We start from the raw sequence: 19,244 nt of genomic DNA on the forward strand, positions 1-19,244 counted from the left end.
GGATCTCGAGGCCGCCGACAGCCTGGACCGCGCGGCCGCCGACTGGGAGCTCAACCAGCGCGGTCCGGAATGGCTGTTCGAAGGCGTGCGCCTGGCCGCGGCCGAGCAACTCGCCGACTCCCCCATGTTCCGCGAACGGGTCTGTCGCGCAAACGAATTCCTGCGGGCATCGCGGCACCACGAGGACGCCCAGGCCGAGGCCGAGCGACAACGGCAGGAGAACGAGTTACGCAATGCGCAGGAGCGCCGAGAAGAGGCCGAGGCGCACGCGGCGGCCCTGCGTTCGCGCGCCCGGGTCCTGCGCGCACTGCTCGCCGTGACGTTGACGGTGGCGCTGGTGGCCGTCACCGCATTCGTGGTGGCAGCCGTGTCCACTACGAATGCCAACGCCAAGCGCCACGAGGCCGAAGCCCTCAACCGTGACGCGCTGGCCGGGCGGCTGACCTCACAGGTACAGGCGATGCTGGCCGGCGGACGGCCTGGCACCGAACTCGAAGTGGTGACCAAAGCACTCGCGGCACACCGGCTTTCAGAGAAGGAAGGCATCGGCGCCCTGCTGAGCGTCTTGCAGAAGAAGCCGCGGACTCGTGGACAGCTCGACCGGGCGACCGTATGGCAACGCGATCGATGTCGGCGACACACGCGTGAACAGCATGGCTCTGAGCCCTGACGGACAAACGCTCGCGACGGCCACCGAGGACAAGACCGTCCAGCTCTGGGATTGGCGACACGGGAAGCCGACCGGGACGCCGCTGAGTGGCCATGAGTTCGGGGTGGAGACGGTGGCTTTCAGCGACGACGGTCGCACGCTCTATTCCCGCAGCGTCGACTCGGTGCGAATCTGGGAAACAGCCACACGGCGCTTACTCGGCACGGTGAAGACGAGGGCGTCCACCACCGCGATGGCGATCAGCCCCGATGGGCGCCGGATCGCGATCGCCGACTACAACTACATCGAGGAGTTCAACGCCAAGAGCGCCGAACCCACGGGCGCGATGATCATAAGCCGCGGCCTGCAAGCGAACGCCCTCGCTTACAGCGGCGACGGTCGCTACCTGGTCTCCGTCGGCGGCGACAACACACTGCGACTCTGGGATGTCGACTCGAAGACACAGATCGGCGAAGCGGTCAACATCGCGGCGACAGGTAGCGGCGACGAGATCCAATTCAGCCAGGACCAGCGACACATCTTCATAACAACGTATCCCGCCGTCGATCCGGACGGTGGTTCACGCGTGCACGGCGGAGGGGTCTGGACTGTACCCGCTCCCGCCGCCTGGGCGGACGAGCTGTGCACCAAGCTGGTCACGAACCCGAGCCAGGAGGAATGGAAGAAGTGGGTCTCCTCCGACCAGAGCATGGCCGCCGGATTGTGCCCGGGCAAACGTGAACCGCCCTGACCTCGCACCCGCCGGTTCTCCACTCAAAAAGGCGAAGGGCCCGGAACCTGTTGGTTCCGGGCCCTTCGCTTAGTAGCGGGGACAGGATTTGAACCTGCGACCTCTGGGTTATGAGCCCAGCGAGCTACCGAGCTGCTCCACCCCGCGTCGGTGAACACTACATTACACACGCGCTGACAGATGCTCCAAATCGCCTGATCAAGCACACTTTCGAGGACCAAGAAGTCCGGTCCAGCGAGGACGCCGGGGCGAATCAGGCCAGACGGTCGCCCGCTAAGCGGAGCAATGAAGGTGAAAATCTTCCATTTGAGAAGCTCGCGCGCACGTCGGCCACTCCAAGGGCCCTGAAACGTGACTGGTGTCACAAATTCCTGGTGAGTTGAATCACATCACGGCGAGATAACAGACCGCTCGGGTTTAGCGTTTGCAGCATAGCTAACCTGCATCAACGCCATTTTTCGAGTCATTCGCTTCATGCAATTCTTGAGTTATCAAGACGTGATCTGCCGAGATTTCCTCGTTATCGTCAGTTGCGGCCCGGATCAAACCTGAGATGGGCTCCGACCCGAACCGCTGCACTCCGGAAACCCTGTCCCGCGGTCGGGCACCCCGACTCCTGGGGACAGGGACACGGTGGAGTTTCTGCACCGGGCCGGTCGGCACAGGGAGGGAAAAGACATGAAACAGAACCGGAAGATCAACACCCGCGCCCTCGGCTTCGCCGCCGTCACCGGCGCACTTGTTGCCGTCCCGTTCGGCTTCACCGCAACCGCTTCCGCCGCCCCGACTCACGACTGGGACGGCGTCGCCCAGTGCGAGAGCGGCGGCAACTGGGGCATCAACACCGGCAACGGCTACTACGGCGGTCTGCAGTTCTCGCAGAGCACCTGGGCCGCCAACGGCGGTGTCGGCAACGCCTCCAATGCCAGCAAGGCCGAGCAGATCCGCGTGGCCGAGAACGTGCTGGCCACCCAGGGTGCCGGCGCCTGGCCGGTGTGCGGCCAGTACCTGCGTTCGGGCACCTCCGAGCCCGAGCCCCAGGCCGCGCCGGAGCCCGCAGCCCCCGCTCCCGCCCCCGGCGTCCCGAGCGACCGCCAGGCCGTGATCGACCAGGCCAAGAGCGTCGCCGGCGGTCTCGCCGAGCAGTTCGGCGTGCAGGACCAGTACAACCAGGTCCTCCAGTCCAACGCCGCCCTCATCGAATCCTGGGGCAAATAACCCGAAACTCCTTCCCATACCGGAAGAAATCAGAAAGGTGCTGCGTCAATGGCGACGCAGCACCTTTCGCCATTCAAGGGTCGCAATTCTCATTGCGCGACAGATAATTTCGCACGATTATCGAACCCCATTCCTGAAAGGTTCGCGGTGACCGCTCCGTGATGGCGGCGACATCGGGTGCACCACCGAGGCGAAGGACTCGAGCGCCGTGCCGCGCGGCGCCATGATGACGGCGGCCGGCTCCGGCGCCACGCCGAACCGCCGCCGATCCGCCCGCGGTTGCTCGGCCGAGATCCCCTCGAATCGCAATGGGCGGCTGACGATTTCGGTCAGGGTCTCGGTCTGCTCGCCGGGCGAGAGCGTCTGCGGACCGGTCACCGTACAGAACTGCCCGGCATGGTCGGCCGGCGCGGCGAGCTCGACGCGGTCACCGAATCCCTGTCCCAGCACGAGGAATTGGCCTTCGTCGCGGTCACCACCGGCCGCATCGGTCTGATCGCCGAGGCGCTCTGCCCGGATCCGGCAGCGCTGCAACGCTATCCGACCCGGAGCCTGGGCTCCTTCGATGTCATTCACGCGCTGGAACCACTCCGGTGGCGGCGGCGGTCGAGGCGACCACGGCCCGGGCCCGCCGCCCCTGACACGCGAAAGGCGCTGTCACCCAGTGGGTGACAGCGCCTTTCGCGCTAACGGGTCAGTTACCTGTCTTCTGGTAGTTGTTCACAGCGGTCTGCAGTTGCTCGAGCGCCTTGCCCAGCTGCCCCAGGTCGCCGGACTTCTGCGCGTCCTGCACCGCTTTCAAGGCGTCGTCCAGCTGTTTGACCGCCGCGTCCTTGCCGCCCGATCCGGTGGCCGGAGGCGTCGCCGGGGTGGTCGGCGGGGTCGCGCCCTGGGTCGGCGGGGTCGCCGCCTGCCCGGGTTGATCGGTTGCGGCGCTGCCGGTTCCGGGCAGCACCTGGTCGAGGGCTTCCTTGACCGTCGATCCGTAGCCGACCTTGTCGCGGTAGCTGGCCAGCACCTTCACCAGCTGCGGGAACGACGGGGCGTTGGGTCCGCCGGTATTGCGTTCCAGGTACCAGGGCTCGACATACAGGATGCCGCCGTCACCGACCGGCAGGGTCAGCAGATTGCCGTATTTGATCTTGTTGACATTGCCGCCGGTCAACAGGTTCCGGTCTCGGGACACTTGATCGGCCGTCGTCATGGACGTCTGCGTCTGCCCCGGGCCCGGCGTCTGTGAATCCGCAGGCAGCTTCAAAACGGTGATCTTGCCGTAGTTGTCGGGATCCGAGTGCGCCTGGATGTAAGCGGACAGGAAGTTCCGCTTGTAACCCACCATCACACTGGTCAGATTGAACTGCGACTTACCGGTCTTCGTATCACCGAGCAGCACGTAATACGGCGGTTGGTGCGCCCCGCTCGCCGCGCCCTCCTGGGTCGGATCGTTGGGTACCGACCAGAAGGCGTTGTTGGTGAAGAACTCTCGCGGATCGTCCACGTGGTACTTCGCCAGCATCTCGCGCTGCACCTTGAACAGGTCCTCCGGGTAGCGGAAGTGCGCGCGCAGCTCGTCGGAGATGGCGCTCTCCGGCTTCACCGTGTTCGGGAACACGCCCATCCACGCCTTGAGCACCGGATCGGTCTTGTCCACCTGGTACAGGCTGACGGTGCCGTCGTAGGCATCGACGGTGGCCTTCACCGAGTTCCGGATGTAGGAGACCTCCTTGCGGGGTAGTAGACGCCCCGTGGTCTGGTCGATGGAGTCCTCGACGACGCCGTCCAGCGAGGTCTTCTGTGCGTACGGATAATTGTCGAGGGTGGTGTAGGCGTCCACGATCCAGACGATGCGGCCCTTCACCACGGCCGGGTACACATCGCCGTCGGCGGTCAGCCACGGCGCCACCTGGGTGACGCGGTCGCGCGGATTGCGGTTGAAGATGATCTTCGAATCCGGTCCGATGGCGCCCGAGAACAGGATGTTGCGCTCGGCGTACTTGGCCGCGAAGGCCAGCCGGTTGAACCAGTTGCCGATCGGCACGCCGCCCGCACCGTTGTAGGTGAACTGGGCGTCGGGCTTGTCGTATTCGCGCGCCGGTCCGCCATTGGCGCCGACGATGGCGTAGTCGGAATCGCTCTTGGAGATCAGCTCGCCATAGTAGATGCGCGGCTCATCGACCGGTACGGCCTGCTCTTCCTTGGGCGTGAACAGGTCACTGACCGTCTTCTTGTCGCCGACATTGAACACCGGGTAGCCGTACCCGCCACCGGAATCACTGCCCGCGGACTGCCCCGCCTGCTGGGATTCCTTGGGCGGAGCCGCGTTCACCTTGTTGGCGGGCGAGGCCACGAAGCCGTTGCCGTGCGTGTACACGGTGTGCTTGTTGATCCAGTCGGTCTGGTTGCCGGACAGGTTCTGCGGCTGCAGCTCACGCGCGGCCACGATGTAATCGCCCATCTCACCGTTGATGGTGTAGCGGTCGATGTCCAGCGGATCCGGGAAGCCGTAGAAGTTCTGCAGCTGCAGATTGCGCTGAATGAACGTCTGGGTCAGCAGGTTCGGGTCCAGCAGCCGGATGTTCTTGATGGTCTGCTGGTCGGCGGGCACGGTGACCGGGTCCTTGGTCGCCTCGCCCTTGTAGTCGACGTACTGGACCTTGTCCTGGGTGAGCCCGTAAGCCTCGCGGGTGGCCTCGATATTGCGCTCGATGTAGGCCTGTTCCTTGGTGGCCGCGTTCGGGCGCACCGAGAACTGCTCCACCAGCAGCGGCCACACCGCGCCCACCAGCACCGAGGACAGCACCAGCAGCGCCGCCGCCATGGCCGGAATCCGCAAGTCGCGCAGCACGACTCCGGCGAAGAAGGCGATGGCGCAGATGACCGCGATGGACAGCAGGATCAGCTTGGCCGGCAGCACCGCATTGATATCGGTGTAGGAACCACCGGTGAAGGTCGGTTCCTTCCGGGTGCTCGACAGCAGCGCGTAGCGGTCCAGCCAGTACGCGACGGCCTTGAGCAGCACGAAGATTCCGGCCAGGATGGCCAGCTGCACACGCGCCGAGGTGCTCAGCGTGCCCTCGCGGCCCGACAGCCGCAGCCCGCCGAAGACGTAGTGCGCCACCAGGTTCGCGAAGAAAGCGATCACCACGGAGACGAACAGCCAGTTCAGCACCATCCGATAGAACGGCAGGTCGAAGGCGTAGAAGCCGACGTCCAGGTGGAACTGGGGATCCTTGACCCCGAACGAGCCGCCGTGCAGGAACAGCTGCACCGTCACCCAGCTCGACTGCGCCACCAGACCCGACAGCACGCCGATGAGCACCGGGATGCCGATGCCGAACAGGCGCAGCCGGCTCATCACCGTGGTGCGGTAGCGGGCGATGGGATCGCCGGGTCCGCTCACCGGCACGAACACCGGACGCGAGCGGTACGCCAGCAGCAGCGCCAGCCAGATGATGGCCGCCACGACCACCGCGACGACCAGGAACAACAGGATCCGGGTGAGCAGCACGGTGTGGTAGACGTTGCGGAAACCCACCTCACCGAACCACAACCAGTTGGTGTAGGCGTCGGTGAGCCGGGGCCCGACCAGTAACAGGGCGGCCAGCACCAGTGCCGTGACGAGCAGAATGCGGCTGCGTCGCGACAGCGAAGGTAAGCCGGTCGGGGGGCGCATGCCCACGATGCCACTCTCCCAGGGTCCCGGCGACGCCCCGGCCGGGATACCGGCACGCAGCGTCGCAGTCCGATGATGCGAGTTGGTCCCAGGGGACCGTTCGCGCCCCACTCTACGTAAAACGCCCGCCGCGCGGCCCAACACCTGCCGCGCGGGGCACACCCGGGCGGGATGCGAGGATTGCCGGGTGAATCCAGAGCAGTGGGCGGCCTCGGCCCTGTACCGGTGTATCCGGGAAGTCGCGGAATATGTGGACGGCGAGGGCTGGGACCGCCCGCCGCAGATGTTCGCGCTGGTACCGACGGCCGACCTGGTCGCCGCCGAACCCACCCTGCTGGATCAGCTGGACGAGCAGGACGCCCTGACTCCCATTGCGCAGGAGCCGTTCCCGGAGGACATCGCGGGCGAGGCCGACGCCATGGCGCTCGACGAGTTCCTGGCCACCACCAGCTGGCCGCCGTCGGTCGAGGGCTGCGTTCTCGTCCAGCAGATCGTGGTGCTGCCGCCCACCGCAGAGCAGAGCCTCGACGATGCCATCGCTCCCCTGCTCGCCGACCGCGATGCCGCCGACCAGGCCGGCCGCCGCGCGGCCATGACCCACGCCGAGCGCCGCGACGCCCGGCTTTTCGTCGGTGTGCTGCGCGACGGCACCTCGCTGTCGCTGCTGCAGGTCCGTCCCAGCGAGGAGGACGAGGACCCCTTCGGCGATCTCGATCTGCGTACCGCCCCGAACCTGGCCCCGAATCTGGTCGAGGCGCTGCGGCACACCTTGGAGAACGACCCCGACGAGTTCTGACGGGGCTCAGCTACAGCTGGTGACTTCCTTGCCGGCGTTGATGTCCTCGAGCGATTGCACTGCGCCGGACAGGTTCTCGACCTTGACCAGGCGCAGGCCCGCCGGGGTCCGCTGCGCGGCCTCGTTGCAGTTGGCGGCGGGGACCATGAAGGTCTCGGCGCCGGCCTCGCGGGCGGCGATCATCTTGTACTGGATACCGCCGATCGGGCCGACCTTGCCGTCGGGGTCGATGGTGCCGGTGCCAGCGACGAACTTGCCGCCGGACAGGTCGCCGGTGGTGAGCTTGTCGACCAGGGCCAGGGTGAACATCAGGCCCGCCGAGGGACCGCCGATCTCGCCGAGATTGAAGTCGACCTTGATCGGGCCCTTGTTGACCTCGTCGGGTGTGATGCCGAGATAGCCCTTGCCGGAATCGTCGGGGCGCGCGCCCAGGGTGATCTCCGCGGTCTGCTCGGCGCCGTCGCGACGCACGACCACCGGGATCGTGGTGCCCGGCTTGGCCGAGGAGACCGCGGTCACAACATCTTTGGTGGTGGCGATCGGCTTACCGTCGACGCTGACGATTTCGTCGCCCTTCTTCAGCATGCCCTTGGCCGGGCCGTCGTCGGCGACATTCGCCAGCTGCACCGCGGTCGGCAGCTTCAGATAGTTGAGGGCCGCCAATTCCGCGGAGTCCTCGGAATCCTTGAACTGCTGCTGATTGGATTTGTCTACATCGTCACGCGACTGCCCCGGCGGATAGACCTCGGCGCGCGGCACCAAACCGTGCTGACCGTCGATCCACAAGCCGATCGCCTCGAAGATATTCAGCCGGTCGCGAACGGAGACGGTCGTCATATTCAGATTGCCGGAGGTCGATTTCACCGGCGCGCCCTTCACGTCGACGACCTGTTTTCCGTCGACTTCGCCCAGCGTATTGAAGGTCGGCCCCGGTCCGAGCGCCACGAACGGGACAGTGACGACACTGCCCAGTATGCCCAGCGCCAGAATCGGGACGAGAGCGGCGAGCAGGGTGAATATCCGACGGTTCACGCGGCCAAGGGTACTGGTCATCGAGGCCATTGCCGCGCTCCGCTCGGCGGTTCGCGTGCTTCGTGGCTCCAGTACCGTAGTGGGTATGAGTGATTTTCCGTTCGGATTCTCGAATCGCGATGACGACCCGGAGCGCAAGCCCGGGGACCAGTCCAGCGGTTCTGGTGCGAACAACCCGTTCGGATTCGAGATGGGCGGTCCGGGCGGCGGCGGATTCGATCCCTCGCAACTCGGTCAGATGCTGTCGCAGCTGGGTGCCATGTTCTCGAGCATGGGACAGCCGGGCACGCAGACGGGTCCGGTCAATTACGACATCGCCAAGCGGCTGGCCCGCCAGCAGCTCGGGGCCAGCGTCCCGCCCGTGTCCGCCGGCGCGCAGAGCGCCGTCACCGACGCGGCGCACCTGGCGGAGCTGTGGCTCGACGCCGCCACCACCTTCCCCGCGGGCGCGAGCAAGACCGTCGCGTGGACTGCCAACGACTGGATCGAGGAGACGCTCCCCACATGGAAGCGGCTGTGCGACCCGGTGGCCGAACAGGTTTCGGGCATGTGGACCGCCACCCTCCCGGCCGAGGCCAAGGAATTCGCGGCACCGATGTTCGGAATGCTCGGCCAGATGGGCGGACTCGCGTTCGGTTCGCAGCTGGGCCAGGCCCTGGGCCAGCTCGCCAAGGAGGTGCTGACCTCCACCGACATCGGATTGCCGCTGGGTCCCGACGGCACCGCGGCACTGCTGCCCGCGGCCATCTCGGAATTCAGCGCCGGGCTCGAGCAGCCGGAGAGCGAGATCCTGGTCTTCCTGGCCGCCCGCGAGACCGCGCACCAGCGGCTGTTCGCGCACGTGCCGTGGCTGCGCCAGCAGGTGCTGGCCGCAGTCGAGGACTACGCGCGCGGCATCAAGATGGACTTCTCCGCCATCGAGCAGGCCGCCCAGAACCTGGATCCCATGACGCTGGTGCAGGATCCGTCGAAATTGGAAGAACTGCTGTCGCAGGGCACCTTCGAACCGCAGACCACCCCCGAGCAGAAGGCCGCGCTGGAGCGGCTGGAAACACTGCTGGCCCTGATCGAGGGCTGGGTGGAGACCGTGGTCGCCGACGCGGTCGGCGATCGGCTGCCCGGCGCGGGTGCGCTGGCCGAGACCCTGCGCCGCCGCCGGGCCACCGGCGGACCGGCCGAGCAGACCTTCGCGACACTCGTCGGCCTGGAGCTGCGTCCGCGCAAAGTACGTGAGGCCGCGGCGCTGTGGCGGCGGCTGACCACCGACGCCGGGCTGGAGAAGCGCGACGGCGTGTGGGCGCACCCGGACCTGTTGCCCGACTCCTCCGATCTGGACGCCCCGGCGGGCTTCATCGATTCGGTGCTGGGCGGCGGCGCGGGGGTGTTCGACGATCCACTGGCGCAGCTGGCCGAGACGGAGGCGCGCGAGCGCGCCGAGAAGGAAGGCCACGCCGAAAAGGACGGCGAGGGTGAGGATTCCACGGGCGGCGAGCCCGAGGGCGACGCCACTGCCTGACCGATGACGGCAACCTGACCTGTGGATGGACGCAAGGCCCTGAACCGAGTTGTGGATAACCCACGAAAGCGCTGATGAACAAGCGTTTTCGTGGGTTACCGCGTTTCCGGCGGCGCGCAGGCTGATGGCATGACGACTGTGATGCCGGCCCGTGGCCCGATGCTCCATCCCCGAATCACCGTGCTGCTGCGCCCGAATGGCGCGATCCAACTCGGCTGGGATCCCGAGCGGGCGGTCATACTGCGACCGCCGGGGCCGATCGAGGCGATGCCCGCGCTGCTGAGGCTGCTGGACGGCTCCCGCACCGAGGCCGAGATTCTCTGGCAGGCCCGGGAATTGGGGTTCGGCACCGAGGTCGCGCAGGCGCTGCTCGATCAGATGGCGGCCGCCGATCTGCTGGCCGCCGACGCGCCCCGGGCGCGGCTGCGGACGGTGCATGTGCACGGGCGTGGCCCGCTGGCGGACGCGCTGCTGGCGGGTCTGCACCGAATCGGGCTGCGGGCCAAGCACTCCTGCGAACGGCCCGGCGGGACGGGGGCCGAGGCGCTGCAGGCGGAACGCCCGGATCTGCTGGTGCTCTCCGATGCCCTGGTGCCGGACCCGGGGCTGGTCGCGAGCCTCATGCGCCGCCGCATCCCGCATCTGCAGGTCCGCATTCGTGACGGGCGCGGCATCGTCGGCCCGCTGGTGCTGCCGGGCGAAACCGGTTGCCTGCGTTGCGCGGATCTGCGCCGCACCGAGGCCGAGCCGGCCTGGCCGCAGCTGGCGGCACAGCTGCTGGGGCGGGTCGGCTGCGCGACCCCGGCGGGGACCGCCATGACCGCGGCCCTGGCGCTGCGGGAGATCGAGATCGTGTCCTCCGGCCGCGCGGATCACCCACCCGCCACGCTCGACGCCACACTCGAGGTGGATCTCGATAGTCCGCACCTGGATCGGCGGCCGTGGCCCGCCCATCCGAACTGCGGTTGCGGCGAAGGCGCGGGAGTGTGATGGAAACCACTATCCCCCCTCACCCGGAAGAACACCCCAATCCCATGGCGGACCGTCTGGGACATCGGCATGATGGGAACGTGTCAGAGATTGTGAGCAAGCGCTCTTCCCGCAATGCCAAGCTGGCCAAGATTCCACTCGGCATCGCAGGGCGGGCGGCCGTGGGTTTCGGCCGCAAACTGGCCGGGGGAGACAAGCAGGAGATCAACGCCGAGCTGAATCAGAAGGCCGCCGAACAGCTCTTCGCCGTCCTCGGTGAGCTCAAGGGCGGTGCCATGAAGTTCGGCCAGGCACTGTCGGTGATGGAGGCCGCCGTCCCGGAGGAGTTCGGCGAGCACTATCGCGAGGCGCTCACCAAGCTGCAGGCCGCCGCGCCACCCATGCCGGCCGCGGCCGTGCACCGGCAGCTCGACCAGCAACTGGGGACCGGCTGGCGGCAACGCTTCCGGGAATTCGACGACGCGCCCACCGCCTCGGCCAGCATCGGCCAGGTACACAAGGCGATCTGGTCCGACGGCCGGGTGGTCGCGGTGAAGGTGCAGTACCCCGGCGCGGACGAGGCGCTGCGCGCCGATCTCAAGACGCTCAACCGGATGGCGGGCATGATGAGCGCGCTCATACCGGGCGCCGATGTGAAACCGATCCTGGCCGAGATCAGTGAGCGCACCGAGGAGGAACTGGACTACCGGATCGAGGCCGGTCACCAGCGCCAGTTCGCCCGGGCCTACAACGGTCACCCGCGCTTCCTGGTGCCGAAGGTGGTGGCCAGCGCGCCGAAGGTGATCGTCACGGAATGGCTGGACAATGCCACCCCGGTGTCGAAGATCATCCAGCGCGGCGCGGAGGATCCGGCGGGCACGGTCGAACTGCGCAACCGGACTGCGGCGCTGATGGGCGAATTCCATTTCAGCTCACCGTCGATCGCGGGCCTGCTGCACGCCGATCCGCATCCGGGCAACTTCATGGTGCTCGAGGACGGCCGCCTCGCGGTCATCGATTACGGCGCCTGCGCTCCGCTGCCCAATGGCTTCCCCAAGATCCTGGGCCAGATGGTCGCGCTCGAGGTTCAGGAGCGCTACGACGAACTGACAGCGCTGCTGCACGACAATGGCTGGGTCATCCCGGGCAAGACGGTGAGCATCCAGGAGATCCAGGATTACCTGCGCCCTTTCACCGACCCCATCAAGACCGAAACCTTCCATTTCACCCGCCGGTGGATGCAGCGCGTGGCCGGCAAGGCCACCGACATCTCCAACGCCGAGATGATGAAAACCGCTCGCTCCCTGCAACTTCCGGCCGAACATGTGATGATCTTCCGGGTCCTCGGCGGTTCCGTCGGCATCTGCGCCCAGCTCGACGCCGAAATCCCCTTCATGAAGCTCATGAACGACTGGGTCCCCGGCTACGCCGAAACCCTCCGCGCCGCCAGCTGAATTACCCTGTGACGCAAAACGACCCGCCTACCGTCTGGTAAGCGGGTCGTATGCGTTCTACTCCCCCGGATGCTGGGGCGGTCATGCCACCGCGACCTTGCGCGGGCGGCCACGCGGGCGCTTGCGGGCGATCACGACACCCTGGTCGAAGATCTCACCGCCCCAGACACCCCAGGGCTCACCGCGATCCAGGGCGGCCGACAGGCAGCCCTGACGGATCGGGCAGGAAGCGCACAGCGCCTTCGCCTCTTCCAACTGGGCGGGGGCCTCGGCGAACCAGAGGTCCGGGTTGCCAACTCGGCAGGGCAGGGTGATGGTGACTCCCCGGCGGACGCGGGTAGTCGTGTTGGCCACGGTGTTGCGGCATGTCACTCGTTCACGGATGACCGTGGTTGACACGTCGGGCTCCTTCAGCTCGTGCATCGGTCGTTCGGTGTTTCGCGAAACCGGTGCCGGTGGCTGGAGGGCCGGATAAAACTATGGCCACGGTTTCGCGGGGTTCGCGATCCGTGGCCAGGAGGTCTGGGAGGTATTCCCTACCTGAGTCGACTTCGGTGTCGACTCCTGATCACGGTCGCTGGGTCGGTGGTGCGGGGACGGGCTGCCAGCAGATGCACCGGACGCTCGGTTCCGGTTGCGACTGCGAGGGTTTCGACGGCCGCATACACGGCTGCCGGGTGCCAGTCACTCTTGGGCTTGTCCTGCTTGATCACGATCTGCTGATCCGCTTGGGCTTTGCTTGCAAAGACCTGAAGACCAAGATCGCCATTGACGCCGGACATACGAATCCCCTTGGGCGCGAGGATCCCCCGGGAGACGGACACGACGGACATGACGCACGCCGTCGCCTGACGGCCGGCGAAACTGCCGGTCGACACGAAGCTCGAAATGTTGTTCATCGGTCTGCCTCCCTCCTTCACTCGTATGCGATCAGTACTTTGTGCGCGCGGGTTCTTCCCCGGTGCCGAGAACCACAGTAGGTATCCATACGGATGCGCACAACCTATTTTTGACCTGCGGTTTTCGGGGCTTGCTCGCATTCTTCGCAAGCACTAGGAAGAGTCCCGGGCCCGCGATCGGACGATCGCGAGGACATCCGCGCCGTATGTGCGCAGCTTCTTGGCCCCGATGCCGGGGATCGCCACCAGGGCACTGTCATCGGCCGGGCGCTGTTCGGCGATGGCGATCAAGGTCGTATCGCTGAACACCACAAAATGTGGCAGTGACAGCTCCTCGGCCTTTTCCTTGCGCCATTCCCGCAGCGCCGCCAGCAGTTCCGGGTCGATGTCGGCGGGGCAGCGGGAGCAGCGGCCGAGCATGGTGGCCTGGGTATTGAGCAGCGGACGGCCGCAGACCCGGCAGGTTGGATGAAGTCGCTTGGGGCCGTTACGGCGCTCGGTGGTGTGGTTGGCGATGCGCGAGGCCGGGGAGTCCTCGGGGACCAGGCCGATGAGGAACCGGGAGCGGCGGCGCACCTTGCGACCACCCGCGGAACGGGCCAGGGCCCAGGACAATTGGAGGTGCTCACGCGCGCGGGTGACGCCGACGTAGAGCAGCCGGCGTTCCTCCTCCAGCGCGGCCTCGTCGGAAACCGTTGCGTCCGGGCCGAGTACATGCTGGATGGGCAGTGTGCCGTCGGCCAGGCCGACCAGGAAGACGGCGTCCCACTCGAGTCCCTTGGCCGCGTGCAGCGAGGCCAGGGTGACGCCCTGCACGGTCGGTGGGTGCCGGGCCTCGGCGCGGGCGGCCAGCTCGCGCAGCAAGCCGGTCAGTTCCAGGTCCGGATCCTGTTCGGCGAGTTCCTCGGTGAGCTGGACCAGCGCCACCAGCGAGGCCCAGCGCTCCCGGGCCTGAGCGCCGACCGGCTCCTCCTTGGTTAGCCCGACCTGGGCCAGCGCCGCGCGCACCAGGGTGACCAGCTTCTCGCCGCGGGCGTCGGGTAGATCATCGCGATTGGCGGCCGTGCGCAGCGCCGAGACCGCCTGCCGCACCTCGGGGCGATTGAAGAAGCCCTCGCCACCGCGTACCTGATAGGCGATGCCCGCCTCGGTGAGCGCCTGCTCGTAGACCTCCGACTGCGCGTTGATGCGGTAGAGGATGGCGATTTCCGCTGCGGGAACACCATTTTCGAGGAGTTTGGCGACCGCCTTGGCGACGGCGGCGGCCTCGGCGGGTTCGTCGTCGTACTCGGCGAACAGCGGTTCCGGGCCGTCGGCGCGCTGGCCGATGAGCTGCAGCCGGGTGCCGGCGATGCGGCCGCGGGCCGCGCCGATCACCCGGTTGGCCAGCGACACCACCTGTGGGGTGGAGCGATAGTCGCGCTCCAGGCGGACGACAGTGGCGTCGGGGAAGCGGCGGGAGAAGTCCAGCAGATAGGCCGGGCTGGCCCCGGTGAAGGAGTAGATGGTCTGGTTGGCGTCGCCGACCACGGTCAGATCGTCGCGGTCGCCGAGCCAGGCGTCGAGCACCCGCTGTTGCAGCGGGGTGACGTCCTGGTACTCGTCCACCACGAAACACCGGTAGCGGCCGCGGAACTCCTCGGCCACCGAAGAGAAGTCCTCGAGTGCGGCCGCGGTGTGCAGCAGCAGATCGTCGAAATCGAGCAGCAGCCCGTCGGGGGTGTTCTTCAGCGCCTCGTAGTAGGTGTAGACCGCCGAGACCTTCTTCGCCTCGTAGGGCACGTCGCGGTGGCGGCGGGCCGCCTCGCCCGCGTAGTCCTCGGGCGCGACGAGCGAGCCCTTGGCCCATTCGATCTCACTGATCAGATCGCGCAAGCTGTCGGTGTCGGTGGGTAGCCCGGCCCGGCCCGCGGCCTGGGCGACGATGGGGAACTTGCCGTCGATCAGCCGCCACGGCACATCGCCGACGACCTGCGGCCAGAAGTACTTGAGCTGCCGCAGGGCCGCGGCGTGGAAGGTGCGCGCCTGCACCTGCCCGGCCTCGCCGCTCAAACCCAAGGCGCGCAGCCGGTTCCGCAGCTCCCCTGCCGCGCGGGCGGTGAAGGTCACCGACAGCACCTGGTCGGCGCGAACGTGCCCGGCCGAGACCAGGTGCGCGATGCGGTGGGTGATGGTGCGCGTCTTGCCGGTGCCCGCGCCCGCCAGCACACACACCGGTCCCCGGGGCGCGCGCACGGCCGCCGCCTGCTCGGCATCGAGGTCGTCGAGCCGGAGCTGGGCCTGGGTGGTCGCGGCAGTCACGCGCTCCATCATGACAGCGACCTCCGACAGGCCGGGCGGCCCTCGGCGTGGCGGCGCGGAAACCGGGCCCGGGCCGGGGCGGGCGGTCAGCGTGCGGACGTGGTCGACGAGAGCCCGGGACAGGCGGCAGCGCACCGGCGGATGCCGGCAGCGGGACGCCCGGGCGGGAGAGCGGGATGGTCAGTCCTGCTCGCGGTCGCGGAGTCGGCGCAGTGCCGCGGTGAAGCCGGAGGTGCGGTCGCCGAGCGGGGCGAAGAAGTCGTGGTCGCAGGTTTCGACAGCGCCGATGGCCCGATTGACCAGGGCCGCACCGGTTTCGGTGGGGACGAGGGATTTGGCGCGGCGGTCGGTGGGGTGATCGCGACGTTCCAGCAGACCCTTCTGTTCCAGGGTGCGCAGCACCTGGGAGGTCATCATGGGGTCGGTGGCGGCGTGGTCGGCGAGGTCGCGCTGGGTGACGGGTTCGCCACCCGACCGGCTGGTGAGCCAGGTCAGGGAGGCGAGCAGGACGAATTGCACGTGGGTCAGGTCGAAGGGCGCCAGGGCCGCGCGTTGCGCGGCCTGCCATCGATTGGTCACCTGCCAGAGCAAGAGACCGGGACTTTCGTCGGCGTGCTCGAATTCGGTGTGTAGTCCGTCATTGGCCATCACTGCCCGACCATAGCGCGGGAGATGAGGCCGAAATCGTGGGCGGTGAGCTCGACCAGGCCGCGACGCAGCACGATCCCCCAGTTGGGGACGCTGGTCAGGTCGAGTTCGCTGCGCAGATCGTCGATGGGGACCTGACGGGCCGCGCGGTCGTAGTCGACCGCGCGCCGCCAGGGGCGGAAGCAGCCGCCCTGTTCCTCGACCTGCCAGGACGGGCCATCGGCGACGGTGCCGATGGCGGTGAAGGATTTGATCGGTTCGCCCTCGCGCATGCCGGTGCGGGGCGAGTAGTAGACGAGGCCGTCACCGGCCCGCATGCGTTCCACGGCGGCGCGCTTGCCGTGGTTGGCCTGGGCGAACCCGAGTTCCACGCCGCGGCGGACATGGTCGCGGGAGACGACCGCGAGCCAGTACCCGGTGCTCATACCAGCGCCGCCTCGGCGGCCGCGACCAGCGCGTCGACATCGCCCTGCAGGGACTTGGCGAGATTGCCGCCCATGATCTTGGTCCAGAGCCCGCGCAGCGGACCCTCCATGGAGATGCTGACCCGCACGGTGGTGATCGTGCCGTCGGTGGTGACCTCGTGGGCGAAGATCAGCCGCGCGCCGATCAGCTTGGACGAGTCGATGAATTCGGTGTCGGTGAGCTTGGTGACGACGAACTTGGTCTTGGGGCCACCCTTGGGCTTGAGGGTGCCGGTGGCGCCCTGTTCGAACGGGCCGTCGAGGGTGACCCACTCGGTGTCCTGGTTCCACTCGGGCCAGGTGGCCATGTCGGCCCACTTGGTGAAGAAGGCGGCGGGGGCGGCGGTCGAAGTGGCGGTGGCTGTTGCGATCTGCGTCATGCAATTAGTATGCGCGCTTATTACTTCTGCGTCAACCCCCGATTTTCGGGAGATTCGGAAGGGGGTCGATCGGCTCACAACCGACCCTCCGCGGGGAACACGATCAGCGGCGGGTATGTTGCACCGACCGTGACTGCTACCGATCTGACCATGTACTCGACGACCTGGTGCGGCTACTGCCGTCGTCTGAAGAAGCAGCTCGACGAGGCCGGCATCACCTACGAGGTGATCGACATCGAAGAGCACCCCGACGCCGCCGAATTCGTGGGCAGTGTGAACAACGGCAATCACGTTGTGCCGACCGTGAAGTACCGCGACGGCTCGACCGCCACGAACCCCACCCTGGTCCAGGTGAAACAGGCCCTGGCCGCCATCGGCTAGCCCCGGGGCCGAAGAAAGAAGCCGCACGCCAGCAGGTGTGCGGCTTCCTGTTGCGTCCGTTCAGTTTTCGGCGGCCCAGGATTCGACGATGGTCCGGGCGATCGAAATCGACCCCGGCAGCAGCAGTTTCGCCTCGCCTCCGGTGGCGCCGGTCGGCGATCCCCACGCGCCCGCGGCCAGCGCGTCCCGCACCTCGTCGCGAGTGAACCAGTACGCCTCGGCGATCTCGCCGTCGTGGAAGGCCAGCGGCTGATCCGGGTCGGCGACCGCGGCGAAGCCGAGCATGAGCGAGCGCGGGAAGGGCCAGGGCTGGCTGCCCAGATAGCGGATCTCGCGGACGTCGACGCCGACCTCCTCCTTGATCTCGCGTTCGACACAGCGTTCCAGGGACTCCCCCGCCTCCACGAAACCGGCCAGCAGCGAGAACAATCCCTGCGGCCAGGTGTGCTGGCGGCCCAGCAGTACGCGGTCGCCGCCGTCGTGGATCAGGCAGATGACGGCCGGGTCGGTGCGCGGGAAATCCTCGTGCCCGGTCTCGCTGATGCGAGACCAGCCGCCGTTGGCGGCGGTGGTGGGGGTGCCGTCGACGGCGCTGAAGGCCGCCTTGTCGTGCCAGTTGAGCAGGGCGATGGCGGTGGAGAGCAGGCCGGTGCCGAAATCGTCGAGGTCGAGGGTGGAGCCGAAGGCACGCAGGTCGGCCAGTGTGCCCTCGATGGTGTTGTCGCGCACGGCCCACAGGTGGATGCCGGCGTCCACGCCGAGGAACACGGCATCGGGCGCGCGCTCGGGGGCCAGGGTGAGCGCGGCCTCGAGCACGACGGTCCCGTTGTCGACGCGGACCTGGCCGCGCTTGTTCATCCGCAGGAGTTTGGCCTGGGCCCAGCCCTCTTCGAGGGCCTGTTCGTCGGAGCGGAGGTCTTCGGCCCGGTCGAGTGAGGTACGGGACAGCACCGGAACGGCATTCAGCTGGAAACCTGACACACCCCGAGACTAGACGGGCACGGTGCTCAGCCGTGGACGCGGCGGAGATAGAGGAGTCTGTCCCCGGTTTCGAGGGCGTCGGTCTCGGGGTCGCCGACGCGGATGAGGCGGGTGTCGCGGACCACGCCCAGCACGATGTCGCGCAGGTGGCGCGGGGATCCGCCGATCTCCTCGGTCTCCACGTCGCGTTCGGCGATGGCGAAGCCGGCCTCGGGGGTGAGCAGATCCTCGATCATGTCGACCACGGCCGGGGTGGTGGTGGCGATGCCGAGCAGGCGGCCGGCGGTCTCGGAGGACACCACCACCGAGTCGGCGCCGGACTGGCGCAGCAGGTGGGTGTTCTCGGCCTCGCGAACGGCCGCGGAAATCTTTGCCCTGGGGTTGATTTCGCGGGCGGTGAGGGTGACCAGGACGGCGGTGTCGTCGCGGTTGGCGGCGACCACGACGGCCGAGGCGTGCTGAACTCCGGCCAGCCGCAACACATCCGACTTGGTGGCCGAGCCGTGCACCGTCACCAGCCCGGCGTTGGCGGCGAATTCCAGGACCTGCTGGTCGGTGTCGACCACCACGATGTCGCCGGGCTGCACGCCGTCGGCCAGCATGGCGTCCACGGCGGTGCGGCCCTTGGTGCCGTAGCCGACTACCACGGTGTGATTACGCACGGTGCGCCTCCATCGCTGAATCTTGAACGCCTGCCGGGATCGTTCGGTGAGCACCGCCAGGGTGGTGCCGACCAAGACGATGAGGAACAGGATCCGCAGCGGCGTGACCACGAGAATATTGATGAGCCGTGCGGTGGGGGTGACGGGTGTGATGTCGCCGTAGCCGGTGGTCGACAGCGACACCGTGGCGTAGTAGGCGCAGTCCAGCAGGCCCATCTTGTCGCGGGCGTTGTCGTGGTAGCCGTCGCGGCCGAGGTACACCACCACGGTGGCGCCCACCAGCAGCAGCACGGCCAGGCCGAGCCGGCGCACCAGCGAGTACCAGGGGCTGGACTGGGCGGACGGGACCCGGAGCACGCCGACCAGCGCGAAGTCGGGCCGCCCGGTGAGGCCGGCCAGTCCGCGCGAGGAGTCACCGAACACGCGAATCACCGATCATTTCGGGCACTTCTGGCTGCGGCACGGTCCGG

General features: G+C 67.6%; 20 protein-coding genes and 1 tRNA gene. 9 read left to right on the forward strand and 12 right to left on the reverse strand.

Features of this window, described 5'->3' with window-relative positions:
• Positions 1-85: 85 nt before the first annotated feature.
• Both ON33_RS38415 and ON33_RS38420 read left to right on the forward strand, forming a co-directional pair.
• Entirely contained in the window at positions 86-670 is a 585-nt protein-coding gene (locus ON33_RS38415) for a hypothetical protein (protein ID WP_051152611.1), read from the forward strand.
• Positions 588-1,400 (forward strand): WD40 repeat domain-containing protein, encoded by an 813-nt coding sequence (locus ON33_RS38420; RefSeq protein WP_157184660.1) that lies wholly within the window; start codon positions 588-590, stop codon positions 1,398-1,400. The genes ON33_RS38415 and ON33_RS38420 overlap by 83 nt, the downstream gene beginning before the upstream one ends.
• Positions 1,401-1,473: 73 nt before the next feature.
• On the opposite strand, the gene ON33_RS21920 is transcribed toward ON33_RS38420, so the two are convergent.
• Positions 1,474-1,547 (reverse strand) — tRNA-Met (locus ON33_RS21920).
• Positions 1,548-2,078: 531 nt separating this feature from the next.
• Between ON33_RS21920 and ON33_RS21925 the strand changes: the two genes are divergently transcribed.
• Positions 2,079-2,618, forward strand: a complete 540-nt coding sequence (locus ON33_RS21925) for a transglycosylase family protein (RefSeq protein ID WP_040860850.1) — start codon at positions 2,079-2,081, stop codon at positions 2,616-2,618.
• A gap of 117 nt (positions 2,619-2,735) precedes the next feature.
• Here the strand turns inward: ON33_RS21925 and ON33_RS42825 are convergent, their stop codons facing one another.
• Positions 2,736-2,996 carry a hypothetical protein gene (locus ON33_RS42825; RefSeq protein ID WP_157184661.1) on the reverse strand — a complete coding sequence of 87 codons (261 nt, stop codon included), beginning with the start codon at positions 2,994-2,996 and terminating at the stop codon, positions 2,736-2,738.
• Positions 2,997-3,014: 18 nt separating this feature from the next.
• Here ON33_RS42825 and ON33_RS42830 point away from each other — a divergent pair, with 18 nt between their 5' ends.
• A complete protein-coding gene (locus ON33_RS42830) occupies positions 3,015-3,290 on the forward strand; it encodes a hypothetical protein (protein ID WP_157184662.1) in 276 nt (91 codons plus the stop codon).
• A 22-nt stretch (positions 3,291-3,312) separates the two neighbouring features.
• Here the strand turns inward: ON33_RS42830 and ON33_RS21935 are convergent, their stop codons facing one another.
• Positions 3,313-6,297, reverse strand: coding sequence for a UPF0182 family protein (locus tag ON33_RS21935; protein ID WP_040860852.1), 2,985 nt, complete (start codon positions 6,295-6,297; stop codon positions 3,313-3,315).
• Between the two features lie 181 nt (positions 6,298-6,478).
• Here ON33_RS21935 and ON33_RS21940 point away from each other — a divergent pair, with 181 nt between their 5' ends.
• Positions 6,479-7,087 carry a PPA1309 family protein gene (locus ON33_RS21940; protein WP_040860853.1) on the forward strand — a complete coding sequence of 203 codons (609 nt, stop codon included), beginning with the start codon at positions 6,479-6,481 and terminating at the stop codon, positions 7,085-7,087.
• Positions 7,088-7,093: 6 nt separating this feature from the next.
• Here the strand turns inward: ON33_RS21940 and ON33_RS21945 are convergent, their stop codons facing one another.
• On the reverse strand, positions 7,094-8,119 hold the full coding sequence (locus ON33_RS21945; RefSeq protein ID WP_218001487.1) for a YlbL family protein: 1,026 nt from the start codon (positions 8,117-8,119) through the stop codon (positions 7,094-7,096).
• Between the two features lie 85 nt (positions 8,120-8,204).
• Between ON33_RS21945 and ON33_RS21950 the strand changes: the two genes are divergently transcribed.
• The 3 genes from ON33_RS21950 (at position 8,205) to ON33_RS21960 (ending at position 12,058) form a co-directional block, all read left to right on the forward strand.
• Entirely contained in the window at positions 8,205-9,635 is a 1,431-nt protein-coding gene (locus ON33_RS21950; RefSeq protein ID WP_040860855.1) for a zinc-dependent metalloprotease, read from the forward strand.
• A 129-nt stretch (positions 9,636-9,764) separates the two neighbouring features.
• Positions 9,765-10,625, forward strand: coding sequence for a TOMM precursor leader peptide-binding protein (locus ON33_RS21955; RefSeq protein ID WP_040860856.1), 861 nt, complete (start codon positions 9,765-9,767; stop codon positions 10,623-10,625).
• A gap of 44 nt (positions 10,626-10,669) precedes the next feature.
• Entirely contained in the window at positions 10,670-12,058 is a 1,389-nt protein-coding gene (locus tag ON33_RS21960; RefSeq protein WP_051152641.1) for an ABC1 kinase family protein, read from the forward strand.
• A gap of 81 nt (positions 12,059-12,139) precedes the next feature.
• Here ON33_RS21960 and ON33_RS21965 read toward each other — a convergent pair whose 3' ends face one another.
• The 6 genes from ON33_RS21965 to ON33_RS21990 form a co-directional block, all read right to left on the reverse strand.
• Positions 12,140-12,481 carry a WhiB family transcriptional regulator gene (locus ON33_RS21965; protein WP_083869180.1) on the reverse strand — a complete coding sequence of 114 codons (342 nt, stop codon included), beginning with the start codon at positions 12,479-12,481 and terminating at the stop codon, positions 12,140-12,142.
• Positions 12,482-12,594: 113 nt separating this feature from the next.
• Complete coding sequence (locus ON33_RS21970; RefSeq protein ID WP_040860858.1) at positions 12,595-12,957, reverse strand: hypothetical protein; 363 nt, start codon at positions 12,955-12,957, stop codon at positions 12,595-12,597.
• A 153-nt stretch (positions 12,958-13,110) separates the two neighbouring features.
• The gene (locus ON33_RS21975) at positions 13,111-15,267 is read right to left on the reverse strand and encodes an ATP-dependent DNA helicase UvrD2 (RefSeq protein ID WP_051152613.1); all 2,157 of its coding nucleotides are present in this window, start codon (positions 15,265-15,267) and stop codon (positions 13,111-13,113) included.
• A 171-nt stretch (positions 15,268-15,438) separates the two neighbouring features.
• Positions 15,439-15,906, reverse strand: coding sequence for a MarR family winged helix-turn-helix transcriptional regulator (locus tag ON33_RS21980; protein WP_040860859.1), 468 nt, complete (start codon positions 15,904-15,906; stop codon positions 15,439-15,441).
• Positions 15,906-16,331, reverse strand: a complete 426-nt coding sequence (locus ON33_RS21985; protein ID WP_040860860.1) for an EVE domain-containing protein — start codon at positions 16,329-16,331, stop codon at positions 15,906-15,908. Before ON33_RS21985 ends, ON33_RS21980 begins: the two co-directional genes overlap by 1 nt.
• A complete protein-coding gene (locus ON33_RS21990; protein ID WP_040860861.1) occupies positions 16,328-16,750 on the reverse strand; it encodes an SRPBCC family protein in 423 nt (140 codons plus the stop codon). The genes ON33_RS21985 and ON33_RS21990 overlap by 4 nt, the downstream gene beginning before the upstream one ends.
• Before the next feature lie 150 nt (positions 16,751-16,900).
• Here ON33_RS21990 and ON33_RS21995 point away from each other — a divergent pair, with 150 nt between their 5' ends.
• Positions 16,901-17,131: a mycoredoxin gene (locus tag ON33_RS21995; protein WP_040860862.1), complete on the forward strand. Its 231-nt coding sequence runs from the start codon at positions 16,901-16,903 to the stop codon at positions 17,129-17,131.
• 60 nt (positions 17,132-17,191) lie between these two features.
• On the opposite strand, the gene nudC is transcribed toward ON33_RS21995, so the two are convergent.
• Both nudC and ON33_RS22005 read right to left on the reverse strand, forming a co-directional pair.
• The gene (gene nudC, locus ON33_RS22000) at positions 17,192-18,112 is read right to left on the reverse strand and encodes an NAD(+) diphosphatase (RefSeq protein ID WP_040860863.1); all 921 of its coding nucleotides are present in this window, start codon (positions 18,110-18,112) and stop codon (positions 17,192-17,194) included.
• Between the two features lie 26 nt (positions 18,113-18,138).
• Positions 18,139-19,197 carry a potassium channel family protein gene (locus ON33_RS22005; protein ID WP_040860982.1) on the reverse strand — a complete coding sequence of 353 codons (1,059 nt, stop codon included), beginning with the start codon at positions 19,195-19,197 and terminating at the stop codon, positions 18,139-18,141.
• Positions 19,198-19,244: the final 47 nt, after the last annotated feature.

Source organism: Nocardia niigatensis NBRC 100131 (assembly GCF_000308655.1).
Lineage (GTDB): Bacteria > Actinomycetota > Actinomycetes > Mycobacteriales > Mycobacteriaceae > Nocardia > Nocardia niigatensis.